Annotated in this window: 23 protein-coding genes; 13 read left to right on the top strand and 10 right to left on the bottom strand. The window is 72.3% G+C overall.

The genetic code is table 11. The features are described 5' to 3' along the window. The first annotated feature begins 39 nt into the window (after nucleotides 1–39). On the top strand, nucleotides 40–1,164 hold the full coding sequence (locus ABEB00_RS10855) for a DUF5954 family protein (protein WP_345619089.1): 1,125 nt from the start codon (nucleotides 40–42) through the stop codon (nucleotides 1,162–1,164). A gap of 17 nt (nucleotides 1,165–1,181) precedes the next feature. Here ABEB00_RS10855 and ABEB00_RS10850 read toward each other — a convergent pair whose 3' ends face one another. Next, nucleotides 1,182–1,598, bottom strand: a complete 417-nt coding sequence (locus tag ABEB00_RS10850; RefSeq protein WP_345619088.1) for an ATP-binding protein — start codon at nucleotides 1,596–1,598, stop codon at nucleotides 1,182–1,184. Nucleotides 1,599–1,681: 83 nt separating this feature from the next. On the opposite strand from ABEB00_RS10850, the gene ABEB00_RS10845 reads away from it, so the two are divergent. Continuing rightward, nucleotides 1,682–2,515, top strand: a complete 834-nt coding sequence (locus tag ABEB00_RS10845; RefSeq protein ID WP_345619087.1) for a helix-turn-helix domain-containing protein — start codon at nucleotides 1,682–1,684, stop codon at nucleotides 2,513–2,515. Then, nucleotides 2,490–2,744 carry a DUF397 domain-containing protein gene (locus ABEB00_RS10840; protein WP_345619086.1) on the top strand — a complete coding sequence of 85 codons (255 nt, stop codon included), beginning with the start codon at nucleotides 2,490–2,492 and terminating at the stop codon, nucleotides 2,742–2,744. The genes ABEB00_RS10845 and ABEB00_RS10840 overlap by 26 nt, the downstream gene beginning before the upstream one ends. Before the next feature lies 1 nt (nucleotide 2,745). Here ABEB00_RS10840 and ABEB00_RS10835 read toward each other — a convergent pair whose 3' ends face one another. Further along, nucleotides 2,746–3,399: a pirin family protein gene (locus ABEB00_RS10835; protein WP_345619148.1), complete on the bottom strand. Its 654-nt coding sequence runs from the start codon at nucleotides 3,397–3,399 to the stop codon at nucleotides 2,746–2,748. A gap of 61 nt (nucleotides 3,400–3,460) precedes the next feature. Here ABEB00_RS10835 and ABEB00_RS10830 point away from each other — a divergent pair, with 61 nt between their 5' ends. From ABEB00_RS10830 to ABEB00_RS10810, 5 genes are all read left to right on the top strand, one after another. Then, the gene (locus tag ABEB00_RS10830) at nucleotides 3,461–4,660 is read left to right on the top strand and encodes a PucR family transcriptional regulator (RefSeq protein ID WP_345619085.1); all 1,200 of its coding nucleotides are present in this window, start codon (nucleotides 3,461–3,463) and stop codon (nucleotides 4,658–4,660) included. 96 nt (nucleotides 4,661–4,756) lie between these two features. Next, nucleotides 4,757–5,680 carry an ACP S-malonyltransferase gene (locus ABEB00_RS10825; protein ID WP_345619084.1) on the top strand — a complete coding sequence of 308 codons (924 nt, stop codon included), beginning with the start codon at nucleotides 4,757–4,759 and terminating at the stop codon, nucleotides 5,678–5,680. A gap of 17 nt (nucleotides 5,681–5,697) precedes the next feature. Further along, nucleotides 5,698–6,729: a ketoacyl-ACP synthase III gene (locus ABEB00_RS10820; RefSeq protein WP_345619083.1), complete on the top strand. Its 1,032-nt coding sequence runs from the start codon at nucleotides 5,698–5,700 to the stop codon at nucleotides 6,727–6,729. A 73-nt stretch (nucleotides 6,730–6,802) separates the two neighbouring features. Further along, nucleotides 6,803–7,051, top strand: a complete 249-nt coding sequence (locus ABEB00_RS10815) for an acyl carrier protein (RefSeq protein WP_345619082.1) — start codon at nucleotides 6,803–6,805, stop codon at nucleotides 7,049–7,051. A gap of 108 nt (nucleotides 7,052–7,159) precedes the next feature. Further along, a complete protein-coding gene (locus ABEB00_RS10810; RefSeq protein ID WP_345619081.1) occupies nucleotides 7,160–8,431 on the top strand; it encodes a beta-ketoacyl-[acyl-carrier-protein] synthase family protein in 1,272 nt (423 codons plus the stop codon). Nucleotides 8,432–8,565: 134 nt separating this feature from the next. On the opposite strand, the gene ABEB00_RS10805 is transcribed toward ABEB00_RS10810, so the two are convergent. Continuing rightward, nucleotides 8,566–9,060, bottom strand: coding sequence for a DUF3145 domain-containing protein (locus ABEB00_RS10805; RefSeq protein WP_345619080.1), 495 nt, complete (start codon nucleotides 9,058–9,060; stop codon nucleotides 8,566–8,568). A 178-nt stretch (nucleotides 9,061–9,238) separates the two neighbouring features. Between ABEB00_RS10805 and ABEB00_RS10800 the strand changes: the two genes are divergently transcribed. Both ABEB00_RS10800 and ABEB00_RS10795 read left to right on the top strand, forming a co-directional pair. Next, entirely contained in the window at nucleotides 9,239–10,144 is a 906-nt protein-coding gene (locus ABEB00_RS10800) for an SGNH/GDSL hydrolase family protein (RefSeq protein WP_345619079.1), read from the top strand. An 85-nt stretch (nucleotides 10,145–10,229) separates the two neighbouring features. Then, the gene (locus ABEB00_RS10795; protein WP_345619078.1) at nucleotides 10,230–11,207 is read left to right on the top strand and encodes an aldose epimerase family protein; all 978 of its coding nucleotides are present in this window, start codon (nucleotides 10,230–10,232) and stop codon (nucleotides 11,205–11,207) included. A 101-nt stretch (nucleotides 11,208–11,308) separates the two neighbouring features. Here ABEB00_RS10795 and ABEB00_RS10790 read toward each other — a convergent pair whose 3' ends face one another. Then, complete coding sequence (locus ABEB00_RS10790) at nucleotides 11,309–13,774, bottom strand: beta-glucosidase (RefSeq protein ID WP_345619077.1); 2,466 nt, start codon at nucleotides 13,772–13,774, stop codon at nucleotides 11,309–11,311. A gap of 139 nt (nucleotides 13,775–13,913) precedes the next feature. On the opposite strand from ABEB00_RS10790, the gene ABEB00_RS10785 reads away from it, so the two are divergent. Both ABEB00_RS10785 and ABEB00_RS10780 read left to right on the top strand, forming a co-directional pair. Further along, nucleotides 13,914–14,489 (top strand): TetR/AcrR family transcriptional regulator, encoded by a 576-nt coding sequence (locus tag ABEB00_RS10785; RefSeq protein ID WP_345619075.1) that lies wholly within the window; start codon nucleotides 13,914–13,916, stop codon nucleotides 14,487–14,489. Nucleotides 14,490–14,566: 77 nt separating this feature from the next. Continuing rightward, a complete protein-coding gene (locus ABEB00_RS10780) occupies nucleotides 14,567–15,913 on the top strand; it encodes a pyroglutamyl-peptidase I (protein WP_345619073.1) in 1,347 nt (448 codons plus the stop codon). Here ABEB00_RS10780 and ABEB00_RS10775 read toward each other — a convergent pair. From ABEB00_RS10775 to ABEB00_RS10765, 3 genes are all read right to left on the bottom strand, one after another. Then, nucleotides 15,831–16,715 carry an EI24 domain-containing protein gene (locus ABEB00_RS10775; protein WP_345619072.1) on the bottom strand — a complete coding sequence of 295 codons (885 nt, stop codon included), beginning with the start codon at nucleotides 16,713–16,715 and terminating at the stop codon, nucleotides 15,831–15,833. The two genes, ABEB00_RS10780 and ABEB00_RS10775, sit on opposite strands and share 83 nt — an antisense overlap. A 42-nt stretch (nucleotides 16,716–16,757) precedes the next feature. Next, the gene (locus tag ABEB00_RS10770) at nucleotides 16,758–17,177 is read right to left on the bottom strand and encodes an organic hydroperoxide resistance protein (protein WP_345619071.1); all 420 of its coding nucleotides are present in this window, start codon (nucleotides 17,175–17,177) and stop codon (nucleotides 16,758–16,760) included. 127 nt (nucleotides 17,178–17,304) lie between these two features. Beyond that, a complete protein-coding gene (locus tag ABEB00_RS10765) occupies nucleotides 17,305–18,327 on the bottom strand; it encodes an NADP-dependent oxidoreductase (RefSeq protein ID WP_345619069.1) in 1,023 nt (340 codons plus the stop codon). Nucleotides 18,328–18,457: 130 nt separating this feature from the next. Here ABEB00_RS10765 and ABEB00_RS10760 point away from each other — a divergent pair, with 130 nt between their 5' ends. Then, nucleotides 18,458–18,925: a MarR family winged helix-turn-helix transcriptional regulator gene (locus ABEB00_RS10760; protein ID WP_345619068.1), complete on the top strand. Its 468-nt coding sequence runs from the start codon at nucleotides 18,458–18,460 to the stop codon at nucleotides 18,923–18,925. Between the two features lie 26 nt (nucleotides 18,926–18,951). On the opposite strand, the gene ABEB00_RS10755 is transcribed toward ABEB00_RS10760, so the two are convergent. From ABEB00_RS10755 to ABEB00_RS10745, 3 genes are all read right to left on the bottom strand, one after another. After that, the gene (locus ABEB00_RS10755; RefSeq protein WP_345619066.1) at nucleotides 18,952–19,731 is read right to left on the bottom strand and encodes a GntR family transcriptional regulator; all 780 of its coding nucleotides are present in this window, start codon (nucleotides 19,729–19,731) and stop codon (nucleotides 18,952–18,954) included. Continuing rightward, complete coding sequence (locus ABEB00_RS10750) at nucleotides 19,728–20,270, bottom strand: GntR family transcriptional regulator (protein ID WP_345619064.1); 543 nt, start codon at nucleotides 20,268–20,270, stop codon at nucleotides 19,728–19,730. The genes ABEB00_RS10755 and ABEB00_RS10750 overlap by 4 nt, the downstream gene beginning before the upstream one ends. Before the next feature lie 445 nt (nucleotides 20,271–20,715). Then, nucleotides 20,716–24,573 carry a hypothetical protein gene (locus ABEB00_RS10745; RefSeq protein ID WP_345619063.1) on the bottom strand — a complete coding sequence of 1,286 codons (3,858 nt, stop codon included), beginning with the start codon at nucleotides 24,571–24,573 and terminating at the stop codon, nucleotides 20,716–20,718. Nucleotides 24,574–24,584 lie beyond the last annotated feature (11 nt).

Genomic DNA, 24,584 nt, shown 5'->3' with positions numbered 1-24,584 from the left:
TCACGGCGAAACCACCCCCACTTCCGGCACATTCGACACATGACCGGTTTTGAGGACACGGCGCCCGGCTATCTGACCTTCCGGGTCGCCCCACAGGAAGGTCCCATCGCGGCGTTCGCCGAGCAGGAGGCGTGGCAGGCGCGGGAACGGTATCCCGGGCTGATGGGGGTGGGCCTCGCGGAGTTCTTCCACGCACGGGAACTGGACGCGGGCGGCTGGGAGCTTTCCGAGTACGGCAGCGACACCCCGCAGGGCGCCCGGGACACCCTGGGGTCGACCTTCCGGATGCGCTCCAAGGAGGCCGAGCGCGAAGGGGACGCGAAGGCCCAGAAGACGTGGATGTCGGCCGCCCACCGCATGGACCGGGAGGTCGTCAACGACCTCCGGGTCCGCGGTGAACGGTTCCGCATCGTACGGGCCTCGAAGTTCATCCGGATGGGGAACGGTGGGCCGGAACCGCCCCGGCCCTCCGACCCCGACGTGGCGGAGGTCGGCGAGGCCTACCGGGTCAAGTCCCGCACCAAGGGCTTCGTGGTCGACCCCTACACCAGCACCGGCCTCTCCGACTCCCTGCTGAGGCTGGACCTCGTGCAGCTCGTCGGGCCGGCCGCGGGCGCACCGGACGACGTACGCGCCGACGCGCGGCGAGCCGCTCGGACCTGTCCGGGCGGGGTGCTGCTGCCGGCGGTGTTCATGGTCGCCGAGCGGGAGGACGGCGAGTGGCAGTCCTTCAACCCCGGCGCCTCGCACTCCACCCCCCAGGGCGCCCGCGACGGTCTCGCGGCGTGGCTGCGGGTCATGGCGCCGTTCACCCTGCGGCTGTCGGACGAGAAGAAGGCGGAGTACGCGCGCGCGGCCGACATCCTGGACGAGAAGCGCGGCAACAGCCTCAGCGTCGACGGCATCCGGTATCGCGTCACCCGCGTCGAGCGGCTGGTCCGGATCGGCCCCGACGGCCCGGAGGGGCCCCGGCCCAGCGACTTCGACCCGGAACCGCCGGTGGAGGTCCACACCCGGCAACTGAAGGAGCAGGGCCTGTGGAAGGACGAGGAGGAACCACTCGTCCTCGACGAACGCACCCTTGAGCTGAAGGCGCTCTGGGAAGAGGAGGAGGCCCGCCGCCAGGCGGTCAAGGAGCGCAAGGCAAACAAGAAGCGCGACTGAGCCGGCTACGGGGTCGATCACTTGACCCCGCACTCGAACCACACCGTCTTGCCCCTCCCGTCAGGGAGCGGTCGCACTCCCCAGCGGTCGGTGAACGCCTCGACGAGGGACAGGCCCCGGCCGCCCTCGGCGAGTACGTCACCGACCGCTGTGACGGGCAGCCGCGGGCACCTGTCGGACACCTCCACCCGCACCCCGCCCGGCAGCAGCAGGAAGCAGACCCGACCACGCCGGTCGGGCACATGCCGTACGACGTTGGCGATCAGCTCCGTGAGCGCCAGTTCCGCGGCCTCGGTCACCTCGGACAGCCCCGAGCGGACGAGGTAGAGCCGCAGGATGCGCCGCAGGTGCCGCGCCGAGTGCTCCCCCAGGGCGAACTCGGCGTGGTACTCGCTCTCGATGTCCGCCACCTGCGGACCATTTACGTGATGCACGCCACAAGGGTGCGACGCGGTGAGTACGCTCGACTACGCAACGAAACGAACGCCGTGAGGCGTTGGAGCCCGGAGGTACCACCGTGGCCAACATCCAGTCGCTCGACCCGAGCGCCTCCCCACTCGACTACTACGGCTGGGAGCTGCGCCGTCAGCGTGAGGCACAGGGCCTGAAACAGGGCCAGCTCGGAGAAATCATCTTCTGCACGGGCTCACTGATCGGACAGATCGAGACCACGAAGAAGGTCCCCACCCGGGACTTCTCCGAGCGCGTCGACGTCGCCCTCGACACGGACGGCCTGTTCTCCCGCCTGATCGGCCTGGTCCTCCGCAGCCAACTCCCCACCTGGTTCCAGCCGTACGCGGAGATGGAGGCGAAGGCGGCATACATTTCCACGTATCAGGCGCAGTTGGTGTACGGGCTCTTGCAGACGGAGGAGTACGCGCGGGCGGTACTGGCTACCGGTGTCACGGACGATCTCGAAAACCTGGTCACCGCGAGGATGGAGCGTCAGCGCATCCTGGACAAGACACAACCGCCGCTCGCCTGGGCCATCCTGGACGAGGCCGTACTGCACCGGCCGGTCGGCGGCCCGGAGGTCATGCGGGCGCAACTGGCCCACCTGCTGAGGTTCGCGAACCACCGGTGGATGCGGATTCAGGTGCTGCCGTTCGAGGTGGGGCAACACGCGAGTCTGGCCGGGTCGTTCAACCTGCTGCGGTTCGTGGACAACCCCGAGATCGTCTACACGGAAGACGTCATCGCCGGTCACATGACCGCCAACCCCAACATCATCTTGGAGGCTGCACGCCGTTACGCTCATCTCCAAGCCGCAGCCCTCTCCGTCGAGGCTTCGGCGGCATTGATCGCCCGCCTCTTGGAGGAGCGCTATGGAGAACAACCTCAGTTGGCGTAAGTCCAGCTACAGCGGAAACACCGGCGGTGACTGCGTCGAGTGCACCGTAACCGGCGGCGCAGCCTGGCGTACCTCCTCGTACAGCGGCCCGAGCGGCGGCGACTGCGTCGCGGTCTCCGACAGTTGCCCCACAGGAGCCGTCCCCGTCCGGGACAGCAAGAACCCGGCCGGGCCCGTGGTCACCGTCGGCGCCGACGCCTGGCAGGCGTTCCTCGGCGGCCTGCGGTAACTCACGCGGCCATTTCCCACAGCAGTAGCTCCGTGTCGGTCACGCCCACCGCCTCCGAGCCCCGCGCGCCGGTGACGCGGGCCGCGTCGCCCGCGTCGAGTCGTTCGCCGTCCAGGCGGACGGCGCCGCGCACGACGTGGACGTACACGTACGCCCCGTCCGGCACCGCCGTCCGCTCCCCCGGGGCCAGTCGGCGTACGTGCAGCAGTGCGCCGGCTTCGGGGAGGGCGTACGGCGTGGAGTCGGCGATGCCTCGGACGATCTCGTAGGAGGGCTTGCCGCCCGGCTCGTGCGGGGCCAGCCACATCTGGAGGAAGGTCAGGGACGTGCCGGCGGCGTTGCGCTCGACGTGGCGGACGCCGCCCGCGGCGCTGAGGTGTTGCACGTCCCCGGCGCGGACCACCGTCTCCCGTCCGGTGTTGTCCCGGTGGGTGAGTTCGCCCTCGACCACCCAGGTCACGATCTCGGTGTGGCTGTGCGGGTGTTCGTCGAAGCCGGCGCCGGGCCCGAGGCGCTCCTCGTTGCAGGCGATCAGGGCGCCGAAGCGGAGGTTGCCGGGGTCGTAGTGGGGCCCGAAGGAGAAGGCGTGCCGCGACTCGATGCCGGCGGCCGGGTCGCCCCCTGAGTAGCGCTCGTCGGCGCGGCGTACGTCCATCACGCCGTCCACCGTAGACCCGGCGGCAAGCGTCGCCGTCCCGATAAGGCAGTCTTGTCCCGTGCCCGAACCCGAAACCAGCAAGCCCGATGCCGCGGCGCACGCCGTCCATGACCACGGCCCGACCCTGAAGCGGCTGGAGAAGTCGGCCGGCTCGCTCGCCGCGCAGGCGATCACGCGGATGGACGAGACGCTGCCGTGGTACCGGGCCATGCCGCCGGAGAACCGCTCCTGGATCGGGCTGGTGGCGCAGGCCGGTATCGCCGCCTTCACCGAGTGGTTCCGGCGTCCGGACGCCCCGCAGGCCATCTCCACCGACGTGTTCGGTACCGCGCCGCGTGAGCTGACCCGGGCGATCACGCTGCGGCAGACCGTCGAGATGGTGCGGACCACGATCGAGGTCATGGAGTCCGCGATCGACGAGGTCGCCGCCCCCGGTGACGAGTCGGTGCTGCGCGAGGCGCTCCTCGTGTACGCCCGGGAGATCGCCTTCGCCACCGCCCAGGTGTACGCGCAGGCCGCCGAGGCCCGCGGCGCCTGGGACGCGCGGCTGGAGTCGCTGGTGGTGAACGCGGTGCTCAGCGGCGAGGCCGACGAGGGCGCGGTCTCGCGGGCCGCCGCCCTGGGCTGGAACTCGCCCGAGCATGTCTGCGTGGTGCTGGGCACGGCGCCCGACGGGGACTCCGAACTGACCGTGGAGGCCATCCGGCGGGCCGCCCGGCACGCCAAGCTCCAGGTGCTGACGGGGGTGCTCGGGCACCGGCTCGTGGTGATCGCGGGTGGCAGCGACAACCCGCTCGCCGTGGCCAGGTCGCTGATCGGCCCGTTCGCGCAGGGCGCCGTCGTGGCCGGACCGGTGGTGCCGGACCTGCTGGCCGCGACCCGGTCCGCGCAGGCCGCCGCCGCCGGGCTGAAGGCGGGTTCGGCCTGGCCGGACGCCCCGCGGCCGGTGCTGGCGGACGATCTGCTTCCGGAACGCGCGATGGCCGGGGACCCCTCGGCCCGTGACCAGTTGGTGGAGGAGATCTACAGACCGCTGGAGGAGGCCGGAGCCGCGCTCCTGGAGACCCTCAGCGTCTATCTCGAACAGGCGAGCAGCCTCGAAGGCGCCGCCCGGATGCTCTTCGTCCACCCCAACACCGTGCGCTACCGGCTCCGACGTGTGACTGACGTCACCGGCTGGTCGCCCTCCGATGTACGCTCCGCGTTCACACTGCGGATCGCGCTGATCCTGGGGCGCTTGGCCGATCGAGAGACGTAGGCCCTAGTCTTTTGTGGAGGGTCTACAAATCCCCCTCCCGTTCTTCGTCCCTGTCCCCACGGGCGGCCGTGCCCGTCTCCAAGAGAGAGTGTGAGAGTGCTCGTACTCGTCGCTCCCGGCCAGGGCGCCCAGACGCCCGGCTTCCTGACTGACTGGCTCGAACTTCCCGGTGCCGCCGCCCGCGTCGCCGCGTGGTCCGACGCCATCGGACTCGACCTCGCCCACTACGGCACCCAGGCCGACGCCGACGCGATCCGCGACACGGCCGTCGCCCAGCCGTTGCTGGTCGCCGCCGGTCTCCTGTCCGCCTCGGCGCTCGGTGACATCGCCGACATCGCGCCGGGCGCGGTCGCCGGGCACAGCGTCGGCGAGTTCACCGCCGCCGTCCTCGCGGGCGTCCTCGACGAGAGCGCCGCGCTGTCCCTGGTCCGCGGGCGCGGTCAGGCCATGGCCGAGGCCGCCGCCGTCAGCGAGACCGGCATGTCGGCGCTGCTCGGCGGTGACCCCGAGGTGAGCGTCGCGCACCTGGAGAAGCTCGGTCTGACTCCGGCCAACGTGAACGGCGCCGGGCAGATCGTCGCGGCCGGGACGCTGGCGCAGCTCGCCGCGCTGAGCGAGGACAAGCCGGAGGGGGTGCGCAAGGTCGTCCCCCTGAAGGTGGCCGGCGCGTTCCACACGCACCACATGGCGCCCGCGGTCGAGACGCTGGCGCGGGCCGCCAAGGAGCTGTCCCCCGGCGACCCGAAGGTGACCTACGTCTCCAACAAGGACGGGCGGGCGGTCACCACCGGCGCCGAGATCCTGGACCGGCTGGTCGGCCAGGTCGCCAACCCGGTCCGCTGGGACCTGTGCATGGAGACGTTCAAGGAGCTGGGGGTGACCGCCCTGATCGAGGTCTGTCCCGGCGGTACGCTCACCGGTCTGGCCAAGCGCGCGCTGCCCGGCGTGAAGACGCTGGCCCTCAAGTCCCCCGCCGACCTCGACGCCGCCCGCGAACTGCTCGCAGAGCACGGCGCGTGAGAAGGAGCATCGAGAGCATGTCGAAGATCAAGCCCAGCAAGGGCGCCCCGTACGCGCGCATCCTCGGCGTCGGCGGCTACCGCCCCACCCGGGTCGTGCCCAACGAGGTGATCCTGGAGAAGATCGACTCGTCCGACGAGTGGATCCGCTCGCGCTCCGGCATCGAGACCCGGCACTGGGCCTCGCCGGAGGAGACCGTCGCGGCGATGTCGATCGAGGCGTCCGGCAAGGCGATCGCGGACGCCGGGATCGCGCCTTCGCAGATCGGCGCCGTGGTCGTCTCGACCGTGTCGCACTTCAGCCAGACCCCGGCCGTCGCCACCACGATCGCCGACAAGCTGGGCACCGACAAGGCCGCCGCCTTCGACATCTCGGCGGGCTGCGCCGGCTTCGGCTACGGGCTGACGCTGGCCAAGGGCATGGTCGTGGAGGGTTCCGCCGAGTACGTGCTCGTCATCGGTGTGGAGCGGCTCTCCGACCTGACCGACCTGGAGGACCGGGCCACGGCGTTCCTCTTCGGGGACGGCGCGGGCGCGGTCGTGGTCGGCCCGTCCCAGGAGCCGGCGATCGGCCCGACGGTCTGGGGTTCCGAGGGCGACAAGTCCGAGACGATCAAGCAGACCGTCACCTGGGACCGCTTCCACGTCGGTGACGTCACCGAACTCCCCCTGGACAGCGAGGGCAACATCAAGTTTCCTGCGATCACGCAGGAGGGCCAGGCGGTGTTCCGCTGGGCCGTGTTCGAGATGGCGAAGGTCGCCCAGCAGGCGCTGGACGCGGCCGGAATCAGCCCGGACGACCTGGACGTCTTCATCCCGCACCAGGCCAATGTGCGGATCATCGACTCGATGGTGAAGACATTGAAGCTGCCGGAGCACGTCACGGTCGCCCGTGACATCCGCACCACCGGCAACACCTCGGCCGCCTCGATCCCGCTCGCGATGGAGCGGCTCCTGGCGACCGGCGAGGCGAAGAGCGGCGACACCGCACTCGTCATCGGCTTCGGGGCGGGTCTCGTCTACGCCGCGACGGTCGTTACCCTCCCCTAGGCACTCCGTACCGGATCATGCGTCCGGTGCGAAACGCACGCCACCCTCTGGAACACAACGAAGGAGCGCCGTCATGGCCGCCACCAAGGAAGAGATCGTCGCCGGTCTCGCGGAGATCGTGAACGAGATCGCCGGTATCCCCGCCGAGGACGTCGAGCTGGACAAGTCCTTCACCGACGACCTGGACGTCGACTCGCTGTCCATGGTCGAGGTCGTCGTCGCCGCCGAAGAGCGCTTCGACGTCAAGATCCCGGACGAGGACGTCAAGAACCTCAAGACCGTCGGCGACGCGACCGACTACATCCTCAAGCACCAGAACTGATCCTCCGGATCACCGTCCTGGGCTGACTGCCCCGCCACCCGGCGGTGGCGCCGTTCCCCGCCGTGCGCGGGGAAGGTCCTCCTCGCATACGTTGGAGAAAGATTCCCCGTGAGCCCGACCAATCGCACCGTGGTCGTCACCGGTATCGGCGCAACCACACCGCTGGGTGGCGACGCAGCCTCTACTTGGGAAGGCCTGATCGCCGGCAAGTCCGGCGTCAAGCCCCTGGAGCAGGAGTGGGCCGCCGACCAGGCGGTCCGCATCGCCGCACCGGTCGCGGTCGAGCCGACCGAGGTCATTCCGCGGCCGCAGGCCCGCCGCCTGGACCGGTCGGCGCAGTTCGCGCTGGTCGCCGCCCAGGAGGCGTGGGCGGACGCCGGTTTCGAGGCGAAGGCCGGCGAGGACCCCCAGGTCGACCCCGACCGGCTGGGCGCGGTCATCGCCTCCGGCATCGGCGGCGTGACGACCCTGCTCGGCCAGTACGACGTGCTGAAGGAGAAGGGCGTACGCCGCGTCTCCCCGCACACCGTGCCCATGCTGATGCCCAACGGCCCCTCGGCCAACGTGGGTCTGGCCGTGGGCGCCCGCGCGGGCGTGCACACCCCGGTCTCCGCCTGCGCCTCGGGCGCCGAGGCCATCGGCTACGCCATCGAGATGATCCGCACCGGCCGCGCCGACGTCGTCGTCGCCGGCGGTACGGAGGCGGCGATCCACCCGCTGCCCATCGCCGCGTTCGGCAACATGATGGCGATGTCCAAGAACAACGACGACCCGCAGGGCGCCTCGCGTCCCTTCGACACCGCCCGGGACGGCTTCGTCCTGGGTGAGGGTGCCGGTGTCGTCGTCCTGGAGTCCGCCGAGCACGCCGCCGGGCGCGGCGCCCGCGTCTACGCGGAGGCGGTCGGCCAGGGCATCTCCGCCGACAGCCACGACATCGTGCAGCCGGAGCCGGGCGGCCGCGGCATCTCGCGCGCCCTGCAGAACCTGCTGGACAACACCGACCTGGACCCGGCGGAGATCGTGCACGTCAACGCGCACGCCACGTCGACGCCGGCCGGTGACATCGCCGAGCTGAAGGCGCTGCGGAAGGTGTTCGGCGACGACGCCGACCACATGGCGGTCTCCGGTACGAAGTCGATGACCGGGCACCTGCTCGGTGGCGCGGGCGGTGTGGAGTCCGTCGCGGCGGTCCTCGCCCTGTACCACCGGGTGGCGCCGCCGACCATCAACGTCGTGAACCTCGACCCCGAGGCCGAGGCGCACGCGGACATCGTGCGGGACGAGGCGCGCAAGCTGCCCGTCGAGGGCCGGATCGCGGCGCTCAACGACTCGTTCGGGTTCGGCGGGCACAACGTCGTCCTGGCGTTCCGGAGCGTCTGACAGTTCCCGTGAACGGCGAGTGGCCCGCACCCCCGGTGGGAGCGGGCCACTCGCCGTTTTCGCTGTCCGTCGTCGGCCGGGTGACGGCCGGATGGCGCCCGGACGGCGGCCGGACGGCGGCCGGTGGGGGCGTCCTACACCACCTGGTGGAGCCAGCGGACCGGGGCGCCCTCGCCGGCGTGGCGGAAGGGTTCGAGTTCGTCGTCCCAGGGCTTGCCGAGGAGGCGGGCGATGTCGGCCGCCAGGTCGCTCTCGTCGTGCTGGGAGCGGACCAGGGCGGCGCGCAGCCGGTCCTCGGGGATGAGGATGTCGCCGTGGACACCGGTCACGGCGTGGAAGATGCCGAGATCCGGGGTGCAGCTATAGCGCTCGCCCTCGGCGCCGGTCCGGGGCTCGGAGGTCACCTCGAAGCGCAGCAGGTGCCAGCCGCGCAGCGCGGAGGCGAGCTGGGAGGCGGTGCCGGGCCGGCCCTGCCAGGAGAACTCCGAGCGCCAGGTGCCGGGCGCGGCGGGCTGCCGGATCCAGTCCAGGCTGACGCGCGTGCCGAGCACCCCTGCGACGGCCCACTCGACGTGGGGGCAGAGCGCGCGCGGAGCGGAGTGCACGTACAGAACTCCACGTGTCGTCACCGGAACCTCCGGGCAGAGCGGGACATCTCGGAACGGGCGGAACGGCAGCGGCCAGGGAAGCCGTGTTGAGGGCGAGGCTACCGTGCGGGGGCGCGGGGAGTGTGACGTACCGTCGGTCCCGGTACCGGGAAACCTCCGGTATTCACCCGGCAGGACGCGGACCGAGGAGGGGACGGGCATGGATCAGGGGACTCACCGGGACCGGGGCGGGCGCGGCCGGCGCCGCTCGCGCGCGGTCCTCGCCGTCCTGGCCGCGACCCTGCTCGGTGTCACGGGCTGTGAAGCCGGGGGCGGCGGCGCGGCGGCCGGCCGGTCGCCGAGCCCCTCGCCCACCCCGCTGTGGGACACCAGCCCCGCGTCGGTCGCGGCGGTCGGCGACTCCATCACCCGCGGCTTCGACGCCTGCTCGGTGCTGTCGGACTGTCCGACGGTGTCGTGGGCGACCGGCAGCAGCGGGAAGGTGGACAGTCTCGCCGTACGGCTGCTGGGCGCCTCGCGGGCGGCGGAGCGGAGCTGGAACTACGCGGTGACCGGGGCGCGGATGGCGGACGTGGCCGGGCAGATGACCCGGGCGGCGGCGCGGCGGCCGGAGCTGGTGACGGTGATGGCCGGGGCCAACGACGCCTGCCGGTCCTCCGTGTCGGCGATGACGCCGGTGGCCGACTTCCGGGAGGGGTTCGAGGAGGCGGTGCGGACCCTGCGCGAGAAGCTGCCCGAGACACAGGTGTACGTGTCGAGCATCCCGGACCTGAAGCGGCTGTGGTCGCAGGGCCGGACCAACGCGCTGGGCAAGCAGGTGTGGAAGCTGGGCATCTGCCCGACGATGCTGGGCGACGCGGACGCCGTGGACGCGGCGGCCGTCGAGCGGCGCCGGACCGTCGAGGAGCGGGTGGAGGAGTACAACGAGGTGCTCGCGGAGGTCTGCGCGAAGGACCGCCGCTGCCGCACGGACGGTGGCGCGGTCCACGACTACCGCTTCGGGACGGGCCAACTGAGCCAGTGGGACTGGTTCCACCCGAGCGTGAACGGCCAGGCCAGACTGGCCGAGATCGCCTACCGGGCGGTCACCGCGAAACGGTCCTAGACCGGCCGGGACCGGTCCTGGACTCGTCCTGGACTCGTCCTGGACCAGGCTTGTGGACCGGGGGGCCTGTCATAGAGTTCCGCACATGAACGAACTCTTCGGCACACTTTCCGACGGCACGCCCGTGCACCGCTGGACGCTCGAACGCGCGGGTGTGCGGGTGCGGGTCCTGTCGTACGGCGGGATCGTGCAGTCGGTGGAGGTACCGGACCGGGACGGGCGGGTCGCCGACGTGGTCCTGGGGTTCACCGGCCTGGAGGGGTACGTCGACCATCCGGGGCCGTACTTCGGCGCGCTGGTCGGGCGGTACGCCAACCGGATCGCGGGCGGGCGTTTCACGCTGGACGGGCGGCAGTACACGCTGGCCCGGAACAACTGGCCGAACTCGCTGCACGGCGGCGAGCGCGGCTTCGACAAGTTCGTGTGGGACGTGGCCCCGGTCGAGCACGGCGTCCGGCTGCGCCGGGTCAGTCCGCACGGCGAGGAGGGGTTCCCGGGGCGGCTGGAGGTGGCGGCCACGTACACGCTGGACGGGTCGGGTGCGCTGCGGATCGGGTACGAGGCGGTCACCGACGCGCCGACCGTGGTGAACCTGACCAACCACAGTTACTTCCACCTGGGCGGGGCGGGTTCCGGGCACGCGGGCGGGCACGAACTGCGGCTGGCGGCCTCCCGGATCACCCCGGTGGACGACGTGCTCATCCCGACGGGTGAACTCCAGGACGTGGCGGGGGGCCGCTTCGACTTCCGGCAGGCCCGCAAGACGGGGTCCGGCTACGACCACAACTTCGTGCTGGACAAGGGGGTGACCGAGGCGCCCGAGGAGGCGGCCGAGCTGTACGACCCGGCGTCCGGGCGGGTGCTGACGGTGGCGACCACCGAACCCGGCCTCCAGCTCTACACCGCCGAGCACCTCGACCCGCCGTTCGCGCCCGGCGACGGGATCGCGCTGGAGACGCAGCACTTCCCCGACTCGCCGAACCGGCCGGAGTTCCCGGGCACGGTGCTGCGGCCGGGCGAGGTGTTCCGCTCGGAGACGGTGTACGCGTTCTCGGTGCGTTGACCCCCCTGGGCGGCGGTGACCCGCGGCAGCGGTGAGCCCCGGCCCGGCTGTCAGGTGCCGGACCGGGGCTGTTCGGGGCCCCGGGGGGAGGGGGTACCGCCTCAGACGGTAATCGTCGTGGTGATCCGGCGGTCCGTGATCGACCGGCCCACCTGCAATGCGTACGAACCCTTCACAACCGACCAGGCGCCCGCCGCCTCGTCCCAGGTCTCGAAGGCGCGGCGGGGCAGGTCGACGGTCACCTCGACGCGCTCGCCGGGCGCGGCCACGGCGCTCGCGAAACCGGCCAGCACGCGGGCCGGGCGGTCGGGGCCGGGTTCGGCGGGGGCGAGGTAGAGCTGCACGGTCTCGCGGCCGGGGCGGTCGCCGGTGTTGCGCAGCCGGACCCTGGCCGTGGCACCGTCGACCTCCAGCGACTCGTACGTCCACTCGGTGTAGCCGAGGCCGTGGCCGAAGGGGTAGGCGGGGGTGCGGCCCTGCTTCTCCCAGGCGCGGTAGCCGATGAAGACTCCCTCGTCGTAGGGGAGTTTCCCGTCCCGCGGCACGACCCGGGTGACGGGGGCGTCGTCGAGGGAGCCCCAGGTGGTGGGGAGCCGGCCGCCGGGTTCGTGGGCGCCGGTGAGTACGTCGGCGAGCGCGGCGCCGCCCTCCTGGCCGGGGAACCAGCTCAGCAGCACGGCGGCGGCCTCCGCGCGCCAGGGCAGTTCCACCGGGGAGCCGGAGTTGACCACCACGACCGTGCGCGGGTTGGCGGCGGCCACCGCGCGGACCAGGTCGTCCTGGCGGCCGGGGAGGGCGAGGTCGGTGCGGTCGAACCCCTCGGACTCGACGCGTTCGGTGGTGGCGACGACGACCACGGCCGTGTCGGCGTGCCGGGCGGCCTCGACGGCCTCGGCGATCAGCTCGTCCGGGTCGCGGAGCGGTTCGGCGTGGGCGAGGGCGAAGGTGACGACCTTGATGGGGATGTCCGCGGGGAACTCGACGGTGTGGGTGAGGGAGACGTCGACGCTCTCCCCGGCGGTCAGCGCCACCTCGGCGCGGGGTTCGGGGGCGCCGAAGAAGGACAGGAAGGGGTCGTCCTTCTCGGGGCGCTGGACGCCGTCGAAGTACGTGGTGCCGTCGACGGTGAGGGCGAAGGCGCCCAGGCCCTTGATGCCGAAGGTGTGGGTGCCGCTCTCGCGCGGGGTGAAGGTGCCGGCCAGCTCGACGGTGTGCAGGGCGTCGTGGGTGACGCCCTCGGGCAGGTCGGAGCCCATCCACTGGAGGTGGCCGCTGGGTGCGGAGGCGGTGCCGATGACCGCGCCCGCCCGGTCGCGGCAGACGGCGCGCAGTTCGAAGCCCTGGCCGGCGGCGGCGAGTTCGGTGTGGGGGTCGGCGCCCAGGGTGTAGGTGAGGGTGCCTTCGGGGAGCGCGGCGGTGAGTCCGTCGAGCGGGGAGACGAGGTGCGCGGGGAAGACGGTGGCGGAGCCGCCGCCGAGGGCGCGGGCGTCGCGGGCGGCGGCGCCGATCAGGGCGACCGTACCGCCGGGCCGCAGGGGCAGCGCCCGGCGTTCGTTGCGGACCAGGACGAAGGAGCGGCGGGCGATCTCGCGGGCGAGGGCCTCGCCGTCGACGGGGGCGGGCGGCTCGGCGACGACGGGCTCGGCTCCGGCCAGGGCGCCGACGCGGGCGGCGAGGCGGAGCACGTTGCGCACGGCCGCGTCGACGTCGGCCTCCTCGGCCTCCCCGGCGCGCACGGCCCGGGCGAGGGCCTCGCCGTACACGGTCTGCGGGCCGGGCATGGCCACGTCGAGGCCGCCCCGGATCGCGGCGGTGGTGGAGCGGGCCGCCGCCCAGTCGGAGACGTTGAAGCCGTCGAAGCCCCACTCGCCGCGCAGGATCTCCTCGACGAGGTGCCGGTGCTCGGTCATCGTGGTGCCGTTGACGGAGTTGTAGGCGGTCATGACGCCCCAGGGGCGGGCGGCGCGGACGACGGCTTCGAAGGGGGCGAGGTACAGCTCGCGCAGGGCGCGGCCGGAGACCTGGTTGTCGACGGTGAAGCGGTCGGTCTCGGCGTCGTTGGCGACGAAGTGCTTCATGGTGGTGCCGACGCCGCCGGACTGGACGCCGGTGACGTAGGCCGCGCCGATCCGCCCGGTCAGGTACGGGTCCTCGCTGTACGTCTCGAAGTGCCGGCCGCCGAGCGGGGAGCGGTGCAGGTTGACGGTGGGGGCGAGCAGCACGTGGACGCCCTTGCGGCGGGCCTCCTGGGCGAGCAGGACCCCGGCGCGGCGGGCCAGCTCCGGGTCCCAGCAGGCGGCGAGCGCGGTCGGGGAGGGCAGCGCCACGGACGGGTCGTCGGCGGTCCAGCGCACGCCGCGCACACCGATCGGGCCGTCGGACATCACGAGGGAGTCCAGGCCGATCTCCGGGAGGGCGGGCAGGGTCCACATGTCCTGTCCGGAGAGCAGCCGGGTCTTGGCCGCCAGGTCGAGCTTGCCGAGGGCCCGGTCGACGGCCCGTTCCCGGGCGACGTCCGCACCGTCGTCGTCGCCGTCCCGTACTGCCCGTGCCTCTGTCTCCGCCACCGCGGCACCTCCTCGTCGAAGCGGTCACCGGCCGTCGGGGGCCGGTCGGTGTCCATCCTGCGCGCAGTACCTGGCGATCGGTAGGTTTCGTCACCCTGTCGTTATCTTCGGGGTACTCGTATGCCGTAGCGTGACGGCCATGACGACCAGGTCAAGGGGTGCGGAGCGGCGCGCGGAGATCGTGCGGGCCGCCCTGGAGGTGATCGCGGAACGGGGCTACCGGGGCGCGAGCCTGGCCGCCGTCGCCGAGCGGGTGGGACTCACCCAGCAGGGGCTGCTGCACCACTTCCCGACCAAGGAGGCGCTGCTGGTCGCGGTGTTGCGGGAGCGGGACGACTGGGACGCGCTGCCCTCCGGGCGGCTCCGCCTCGACCTGCTCGCCTCCCTGGTCGAGTACAACGCGATGCGTCCGGGCATCATCCAGACCTTCTCCGCGCTGCTCGGCGAGAGCGTCACGGAGGGGCATCCGGCGCGCGGCTACTTCACCGAGCGGTACGGCGAGGCGCGCGCCTCCATGGCGGAGCTGCTGCGCGCCGAGTACGGCGACCGGCTGCCGGGCGGGCTGACCCCCGAGCGGGCGGCGCCGCTGGTCGTGGCGGTGCTGGACGGCCTCCAGTACCAGTGGCTCCTGGACCCGGAGTCGGTGGACATGCCGGCCGCCTTCCGGGACTTCCTGACGCTGCTGGGCGAGCCCCCGCAGGGCCACGCCCCGTAGCGCACGTCACTTCCGCCACGCCATACTGCCGCCGTTCACGGACGCACCCCGCGGCGACGGAAGGGACCCGAATTTCCTTGAACGGCATACGTGTTCGGATCGGCGTACTGGGAGTGGCCCTGGCGGCGGGGCTCATAGCGCCGGCGACAGCGGCAACGGGGCCGGGGATGGCGGCGGGGGCGGAGGCCGCTGTGGGCGCCGCCTCCTCCCCCACCGTCGAGGAGCTGCGGCTCGACCGGGCGGTTCCGCAGGAGATCCTGCGGCGGTCCGGGTTCGACGCGGTGGCGCCCGCGTTCGCCAGGAGCCTCGACCGGGCCGGTTCCTGGGCCGAGGCGCGGCGTGTGGTCTCCCGGCAGGGCGAGGCGCTGTGGCGGCGGGCGGTGGACCGGGTACAGGGGCGGGGTCCGGCGCGCGGGGACCTGCCACAGGCACTGAGCCGGGACGACGACCGGCCGCTGTACTGGGCGCGGCTGGGCATGACCCGTGAACTACGGTCCTGGGACCCCCGGTTCGGGCTCGGCGAGGAACGGCGGGCCGCGCTGCTGTCCGCGCTGGAGCGGGCCTCGCGCGGCCAGGACGACATCCGGCTGCCGCGCGGCAAGGGGCTCAAGCGGGTTGTGGTCACCGGCTTCGACCCGTTCACCCTGGACCGGGACATCCGGATCTCCAACCCCTCGGGGGCCGCCGCGCTCGCCCTGGACGGCACGGTGATCGAGACGGCGGCGGGTCCGGCGCGGGTGGAGACGGCCGTGTTCCCGGTGCGCTGGCGGGACTTCGCCGAGGGGACCGTGGAGCGGGCGCTGCGGCCGTATCTGCCCCGGGCGGACCTGTTCACGACCGTGAGCCAGGGGCGGGTGGGGCGCTTCGACGTGGAGCGGACCAACGGGGCCTGGCGGGGCGGCTTCGCGGACAACGAGAACGTCTCGCGCACGGAGACGATCCCGGTCACCGACCCGGCCACCCAGCCGCAGTGGACGACGACGACCCTGCCGTACGCCGAGATCGTGGCGGCGGCGACCGGGCGGTTCCCGGTGTACGACAACACGAGCGTGACCGAGATCCCGGCGGGCGGGACCGTGCCGGTCGTACGGCCGCAGGGGCCCACTCCCGGCTCGACGGCGCGGGCCGGGGGCGGCGGGGACTACCTGTCCAACGAGATCGCCTACCGGGTGACGCTGCTGCGGGACCGGCTCGGGCTCGGCGACCGGCTCCCCGGCGGGCATGTGCACACGCCGGTGCTCCAGTTCGGGGCGGGCAACACCACCGAGGTCACCGACGCCGAGTTCGTGCGCGACCGGCTGGACATCGTGGCGCAGGTGCGGGAGATCGTGGCGGTGGCGGTCAGCGCGGCGGGCCGTACGGACCGGGCGCGGACGGACCGGGCGCGGACGGACCGGGCGCGGACGGACCGGGCGCGGGGCTGATCACGGGGCCGGCCGCCACGTCGCCCGCCGGATCGTGATCGCCCGCCCCTTCGCGGGTCTCCTCGCCCAGCAGTTCGCGGGCGAGGAGGGTGGCGCCGGCGACCGCGCCCGGCATCAGGAACACCGCGACGACCGGCACCAGGAAGGCGAGGCCCAGCGGCGTGCCGAAGCCCCAGACCAGCATCTTGCGGGAGCGCAGCAGGGCCAGGCGGTCACGGAGTTCGACGCCGCGCCGCTGGAGGGCGACGGAGGCCAGTTCCTCGGTGAGGAAGAAGCCGGTGACGAAGAACCCGATCACCGGCACCACCGTCTGCCCGACGACCGGGATGAAACCGCAGGCGAACAGCAGCACGCCCCAGACGAGGGCCCGCACGAGCACGCGCAGGCTGTCCCGGCCGGAGATCCACAGCTCCCGCCAGAGCGGCAGGTCGGACTCGGGGGCGATGCCGTCCGGGGAGACGTCCCGGTCGACCCGCTCGGAGAGGCTCTCGTAGAAGGGCTGGCCGACCAGCAGGGTCACCGCGGTGAAGGTGAGGACCGCGAGGAGCAGGGCGAGGGCGAAGAGGACGGCGGTGAGGAAGCCGCGGAAGAGGCCGAGCCACGGGCTCGACCAGTCGTCGGCGAAGGGGGTGGCCCAGCCGACGAAGTCCGCGCCCCACAGCGCCAGCGCCACCAGCGCCGCCGCGTACAGCACGAGGGTGATCAGGCCCGGCAGCAGACCGAAGCCGTAGCTCTTGCCGTGCCGGGCAACCCAGCGCTGGCCCTTCAGGAGATGGCCGAATCCCGCCCCAAGATCACGCATGGGCCGAACTCTATCGGCCGGCGCCGGGCCCGGGGACGGGGTCTAGGCAAGCGTGACCGTGATGTTGCCCCGGGTCGCCTTGGAGTACGGGCAGACCTGGTGGGCCTTCTCCAGCAGCTCCCGGGCGGTGGCGGCGTCGACGTTCGGGAGCGCGGCGGAGATCTCCACGATGATGCCGAAGCCCTCGTCGTTCTTGCCGATCCCGACCTTCGCGGTGACGGTCGAGCCGGAGACGTCGGCGCCCTCCTGGCGGGCGACGACGGCGAGGGCGCCCTGGAAGCAGGCGCTGTACCCGGCGGCGAAGAGCTGCTCGGGGTTGGTGCCGGCGCCGCTGCCGCCCATCTCCTTCGGCGGGTTGACGACCACGTCGAGCTTGCCGTCGTCGGTGGCCACCCGGCCGTCCCGGCCGTTCTCGGCGGTGGCGACGGCGGTGTACAGGACCTCGGACTGCTGAATCGGCATGCGGGGTGTCCTCCTCGTCGGTCCGCCGGGACTCGCGCCCACGATCACCGACGGATTTCGGAATTAACTTACCGCATACCGAAAACAACAGGGAAGGGTGAGGGGGTACGGGAGGGCGCCGGAGGCGTCAGAGCTTGACGATCATCTTCCCGGTGTTGTCGCCACGCAGGACGCCGAAGAACGCCTCCAGGTTGTTCTCGATGCCCTCGACGACCGTCTCGCGGTACTTCAGCCGGCCATCGCGGACCCAGGGACCGACCTCCTCGACGAACTGCGGCTGGAGGTCGTAGTGGTCGCCGACGAGGAAGCCCTCGATGCGGCCGCGGGTCTGGATGAGCCGGGCGAGGTTCTTCGGGCCGGGGGCGGGCTCGGTGTTGTTGTAGAGGGAGATCATGCCGCAGACCGCGATCCGGCCGTCCCGGTTGAGGGAGCCGATCGCCGCCTCCAGGTGGTCGCCGCCGACGTTGTCGAAGTAGACGTCGACACCGTCGGGGGCGGCGGCGCGGAGCTGGCCGCTGACGTCGCCGTCCTTGTAGTTGAAGGCGGCGTCGAAGCCGTACTCCTCCTTGAGGAGCTTGACCTTCTCGTCGGAGCCGGCCGAGCCGATGACCCGCGAGGCGCCCTTCAGCTTGGCGATCTGCCCGACCTGGCCGCCGACCGCGCCGGCGGCGCCGGAGACGAAGACCGAGTCGCCCTCCTTGAAGGAGGCGGTGCGCAGCAGACCGGCGTAGGCGGTCAGGCCGGTCATGCCGAGCACGCCGAGGTACGTCGAGAGCGGCGCGGCGTCGGGGTCGACCTTGACGGCGTTCTTCGCGTCCACGGCGGCGTACTCGCGCCAGCCGAAGAAGTGCAGGACGTGGTCGCCGACGGCGATGCCCTCGGCGTTGGAGGCGACGACCTCACCGACCGCGCCGCCCTGCATGACCTTGTTCAGCTCGAAGGGGGCGACGTAGGACTTGGCGGCGCTCATCCGGCCGCGCATGTACGGGTCGACGGACAGGTACAGGTTGCGTACGAGCACCTGGCCCTCACCGGGGGTGGGGACCTCGGCCTCGACCAGCTCGTAGTCCTCGGTCTTGGGCCAGCCGACGGGGCGGGCGAGGAGGTGCCACTCGCGGTTCACGGTGGGGAGTGCGGTGGAGTCGCTCATGTGGGGGCGCCTTTCTGCTGGAACGGATCGGGAGCGGATCGGGAGTGGATCGGTCAGTTGTTTCACTACCTGAAACAACCATGCTCCTGAACTTTTCAGCTTGTCAAACAACACGTACTACCCTGGAGCCATGGCCTCCGAGTACCCGACCCGCCGCCCCGACGCACTGACCATGGAAGTCGTGGAGCTGATCGGTGACGTCGTGGCCCGTTTCTACGCCGACTACGAGGAGGCGGCCGGCGAGCGTGCGCTGACCGGCGCGCAGGCGCGGCTGCTGAGCCTGCTCTCCCTGGAACCGCTCCCGATGCGGAAGCTGGCCAAACGCCTGAAGTGCGAGCCGTCGAACGTGACGGGCATCGTGGACCGGCTGGAGGCGCGGGGGCTGGTGGAGCGCCGCCCGGACCCGAACGACCGTCGCGTGAAGGTGGCGGCGGCGACGGAGGAGGGCCGCCGGGCCGCCCGCGACCTACGCGAGTCGCTCCGCTTCGCCCGGGAGCCACTGGCGGCCCTGTCGGGGGAGGAACGGGAGGCGCTGCGGGGGTTGTTGCGGAGGATGCTGGGCGCTGACGCGGGCCCGGAGGCCGACTCCCCCGCCTGAGACGCCCGCCTCCCGCCGGGGGCGTCTCACTCCACGTCGAACTCGTACCGCAATTCGTAGAGGTGTCCGGCCTTCACCATGACCGTCACCTCGACGGGACCGCCCTCGTCGCCGTGGACGACCCGGAGGGTGCGCAGGACCGGCGTGCTGCTGGTGAGGCGGAGGGCCTGGTACTGCTCCTGGGTCGGAATCCTCGCGGAGACGCGGTCCACACTGCGACGCGGGGGATGACCCAGTTCCGTCGGCAGCGCGGGGGCTCCGCCCTTGATCCTGCGGCGCTCCGCCAGTGCCGTACCCCGGGCGATGCCCACCGGGTAGTAGCAGTCGACCAGCTCCGCCGGCTCGTCGTCGATCATGAGGAGCTGGCTGCGCAGCAGCGCCGTGCCGTCCACCGGGAGACCGAGGGCGGACCGGACGTCGGCGGGCGGGCGGACCTCCGCGACGTCACGCAGGACGCTCCGGGCGTGCGTGCCGTGCCTGGCCGCCTCCGTGAGCCAGCGATAGGGCTCATCGGGGCTGCCCGGGGTCATGAGTGCGGCGAGGCGAACCGTCCGCCGCCGATGCTCCCGGACGGTGACCGAGGCTCCCGCCCTGCCGACCACCAAGCTCTCCTCCTTGAGAAGTCGCAGCGCCTTCTGCACTGTGGCGTTCGAGGCGTCGAAACGCTCCTTGAGTTGTGCCGTCGAGGGCAGACTCGATCCCGGCGTCAGTTCACCGCTCATGATGTCGTCACGCAGATCGGCCGCGATCCGCTCGTGCAGCGAGCGACGGTCGACGGCTTCCGTTTCTGCCTTGGGCACGGTCATCCGATCCTGATCTGGTAGCGCAGTCTCTGCCGTGAAGCAGGCATCACCATACGGTCGACCTGGATCGGACGGTCGTCGCGGTCCAGGGTCAGCCGGGTGAGCCGGAGGACCGGTTCGTCCGGCCCGGTCTCCAACGTCTGGCGCTCCTCCTCCCCCGGCAGCCCGGCCACGACGTCCTCGGTCACCAGGACTCCGACGTGGCCGAGTTCGGCGAGCAGGGTGACGGCTCCGCCGGGGATCTTCGCGGTGCGGGCGAGTGCGGTGCCCTGGGCGATGGGCATCGGGTAGTACGTGTCGGTCAGCTCGTTCGGCCGCCCGTCGAGGAGGATCACGCGCCGACGCACCACGACCGGCTCCCCCTCCTCGATGCCGAGCAGCGCCGCCACCTCATCGGGTGCCCGCACCTCGCCGGCGTGCACGATGCGCTGGCTCCCCCGGCCGCCGCGCGCCGCGGCCTCGGCGCCCCAGGCATCACCCTGTCCCTCCGCCCGAGGCATCAGATACGGCAAGGACGCGCTGACCCAACTGCTCGCACTCACGAAGCCCTCCTCACGGCCGGTACGGACCCCACGCGGACCCTCAACGTTAGGCGACTACGCCCACGCGTTCCCCGCGACATCGGCCACCTAGCCACTATTCGCGAAAGGCAGTATGGTTGCGATCGTCGGACGCCCCAGATCCCGAGGTGGCCCATCGTGCCCTTGTCACGGCAGTGTCGTTTCCCGCGCTCGCGCGCCTCTGTGCGCGACGCCCGTACCTTCGTCCGCGAGGTTCTCTCGGACTGGGGTCACACCGATCAGGTGGACGACATAACGCTGTGCGTCTCCGAGTTGGCCACGAACGCGCTCCTGCACGGAGCGCCGCCCGGCAGGGAGTACTGCGTGAGCCTGGGTGGCCTTCAAGACCCACGGGTCCGCGCGCACAGGAGCGGTTGACGCGGACGAGTCGGAGACTTCCGCTCAGGCTTCGGCGTGACGCGCCGTGTCAAGGTGTCGGCGGTCGGGCGCAGCGCAGTGCCTCGTCCAGCGCCTCGGGGCACAGCGTCGCCAACTCCGCGAGGAAGGATTCGTGCGAATGGAGGGACAGTGCCCAGCGGAGCAGTGACCTGCCCTCGGAGGTGCGGCCCCGCGCCTGGGCGGCCGCCACCAGCGCCCTGGCCTGCTGGGACGGTGCGGTGATGGTGCGGGCGACCTCTACGGCCCCGTCGGGATCGTCCACCTTGGCCAGTGCCTTGGCCGCGCCGACCCACGTCCCGGCGCGGTTCGCGGCGTCCGGCGCGGTGCGGGCGAGGCCTGCGGCCCGTCGCGCCAGCCGGACCGCCTCCTGGTTCCGGCCCGCTTCCGCCAGGGCTTCCGCCACTCCCGCCAGGGCGCCGGCGCCCTCCTCCCGCGACACGGTCTCCTCCTCGTCGGCGATGGCGTCCACCAGGTCGACCGCTTCGTCCGGTCGGCCGATCATCACCAGCGCACGTCCCACACTCACCAGTGCCCTGACGCGGCCGGTGGCATCGGGCGCGGTGCGGGCCAGGTCGGCGGCCCGGTACGCCAGACGGACGGCTTCCTCCGTCCGCCCCGCCTCGGCCAACGCTCCGGCCGCGGCCGCCAGCGCCGTCGCCCGGTCGTCCGGCTTGGTGATGGTGTCCGCGAGCCGGATGCTCTCGTCGGCGCACGGCCCCTTGGCCAGTGCTCTCGCCACCGCCACCTGTGCCCAAGCCCGCCATACGGGGTTGGGCGCGGTGCGGGCCAGGTCGGCGGCAGTACGGGCGAGGCGTACGGCCTGGTCCGTGCGTCCCTTCTCCGCCAGGATGTCGACCACGTCCGCCAGATCCGTCGCCTGATCGTCGGCGTCGACGTGGTCGCGGGCCTCCCGGAGGAACGTCTCGGTGAGCCGGTCCGCCTCGTCCCACTGCTCCAGCTCCGTCAGCACTCCCACCGCGCTGCCCAGCACCCTGGCCCGGGTCCCCGGATCCATGATCGCGGGCGCTTCGTCGACAGCGGTCCGGGCGAGCCCCACGGCTTCCCGGGTACGTCCCGTCCCGGCCAGGGCCCGAGCCAACCGCAGGACGCGGGAGGTCGTACGGGAGGGAACGGGTGCGGAGCGGGCCACGTCGATGGCGACATCGACGCACCGCGTGGCGTCGTCCGTCTGTCCGAGGTCGGCCAACACCCGTGCCACGTCGACCAGGGACGAGGCCCGGGCCGCGGGAGCACTGACGGTGAGCGCGGTCTCGGCGGCGGTGCGGGCGAAACGCGCGGCTTCCTCCGTCCGCCCGGCCTGCTGAAGGGCGGGCGCCACGAGCGTCAGCGTGGCGACCCGCGCCTTCGGGTCACTGACCCCTTCGACCAGGTCGGCGGCGGCCAGGCCGTGCCGTATCGCCTCTTCCGTGTGTCCGTGCGCCGCCATGGTCCGTGCCACGTCGCTCAGAGCTGTGGCGCGTGGCCCGGGATCGCCGATCGAACTCGCGAGGGAGACGGCTTCCTCCAGTCGCCCCGCCTCCACCCACGTCTTCGCCAGGCGAGTAAGCATGCTTACGCGGACTTCCGAAGCGTCCACGGTCCGTGCCGCCTCGGCGGCCTCATCAGCCAGACCGGCGGCCGCCACTCCCTGCCCCGCCTCCACGAGCACTCTCATCATGTCGGTCCACGCGCGTGACCGGCGCTCCGGATCACCGATCCGGCGTGCGGCCCGGACGGCTTCCTCCCGCCGGCCCGCCCTCAGCAGCACGAACGCCGCCCCGCTGTACGCCCGCCCCCTGTCGTCCGCATCGCTGAGTTCGTCCGCCACCTTCGCCGCCTCACGGGCCAGGTCGGCGGCCTCACCCGGCCGCTCCGTCTCCACCAACACCTGGGCCACCTCGACCAACGCCTCCGACCGGCGCTCCCCGTCACCGATCGTGCGCACGAGGCGAATGGCTTCCTCCCGTTGTCCCGCCCTCGCCAGCATGACCGCCAACGAGTGCGAAGCCTGCTCCCGGTGCTCCGCATAGCGCAGCGCGACAACCGCCCCTGCCGCGGTACGGGCAAGGGCCGCGGCCTCGTCCGGCCGCCCCGCTGCCACCCACACCTCCGCGACCTCGGCACCCACCCGGAACCCCTCCACCGTGTCCGTCATGGCGGACACCGCCTCGGCGGCCTCACGAGCGAGGCCGGCGGCCTGTTCCGGCCGCCCCGCTCTCAGCACCTCTCGCGCCACCACCACGAAGGCCCAGGCCCGCTCCCCCGCGCCGCCGATCGAGCGCGCCAGCGCGGCGGCCCGGTCGATCTGCCCCGAGACCGCCATCGCCTCGGCGCAGCTCCGGAGGGCCGTGTCCCGGATCGAGGGTTCGACCAGGGCGTGTACGGCGCTCAGGACGAGCTCCGCTTCCCCGGTGACCAGCGCTTCTCGCAGCACGGGCTCGAACAGCCAAGCCTCATGGGGGGAGAACGCCACCCGAGCGGTGAGCAGCGCCGCCGCCTTGCGGCCGTGCCCGAGTTTGGCCAGCACGGTGAGGGCCATGGCGGGAAAGCTCAGCGCCTTGTGCCCCAGTTCCTCGCGGCAGTGTGACAGGCGGACGCAGGAGACCAGGTCGGCCTCCGGTTCGGCCCGGTGCAGGGCGAAGGCGTCGGCGATCTCGGTGAGGGCCCCGGCGTCGCTTCCGGTGGTGAGCCACAACCGCTCGTGCCGTGCCGGGTCGGTCGCGAGGTCGGTCAGCCGTCGGGTGTCGCGCTGCTCGCGCAGCATCTGCGGATAGCCCGTCAACGCGTACTCCGGGGTGTCCGCCGGCCACCCCTGCTCCCGGTGGGAGTCGATGAAGTCGTGCACGCGCGACCGGTAGTCGCCCAGCACGGAGGGGCGCAGCATCTGGCGTGCGCCGACCAGGAGTTCCTGGTGCGCGAACGAGTACAGGGACGGGCGCCGGCCGTCGCTGAGGGTCCACTGCGCGGGGCGGAGCTGGAAGGAGCGCCCCGTCGCCCCGCCGAGGACCGCTTCGATGTGCCGGGCGGTACGGTCCCGGACCAGGAGCGCGAAGTCGGCGGCGCTGAGTCCGCCACCGGCCGCGGAGGTCAGGCCGACGAGGTCGAGGGAGACGCCTGCCGCGGCGATCATGGCGTTCAGGCTGCGTTCGGCGTCCTCGCGCACCACGCGGGCGGCGGCCGACTCGGCGAGGTCGTGGTTGATGAGGGGCGTACGCAGCGGATGGCCGGGGGACACATCGCTGGGCACGGGCGGGTTGGGCCGGCCGGCGACGATCACCCGCAGGCCGTCGGGCGGGGTACGCGGAAGCAGGCCGGCGATGCTGTACCCCGCGAAGGCGGACTCGACGCCGCTGTCCTCGTCCATGCCGTCGACCACCAGCACGAGCTGTCGCCCGCTGTTCAGGGCCCGCTCGGCGGCGCGGCGCAGAGCGTCGTGGAAGCCGCCGTACCCACCGCAGTCGACATCGCTGTCTTCCAGGTAGGCGCGCAACTGCTGTTGCAGCGTGGACAGGAAGGCGGTGCGGTCGGAGCGGCCGGCCAGCCGGGCGGTGATGAAGAAGGCCAGTACGTCGACGTCCGCCGGGGGGTTCAGGGCGAACTGTGCCATCAGGGCCGTCTTGCCCGACCAGGCCGGGGCCAGCCAGCGCCAGTACCCGGTGCCGTGCGGGTCCGCGCCGACGGCGAAGGCGCTCATCGCGGCGAGTTCGTCCTCCCTGCCCTCGAAGTGCGCCGCCGCGAGGATGCGGATCTCCGCCTCGTACACCGAAGGCGCCGCCTTGCTCGCGCCCCGCACGATCACGTCGCCCATGATCGTGGTGGTGCTGTTGTGGTCGCCGGTGATGACCACGCCGAGATCCCCGTCGGCGTCGACCGCCCGCTTACCCAAGGACGTCCCGC

It is taken from the genome of Streptomyces ziwulingensis (genome assembly GCF_039542605.1).
Taxonomy (GTDB): Bacteria; Actinomycetota; Actinomycetes; order Streptomycetales; family Streptomycetaceae; genus Streptomyces; species Streptomyces ziwulingensis.
The sequence above is the reverse complement of the archived record's forward strand: the minus strand, read 5'-3'. Positions and strand labels throughout refer to the sequence as shown.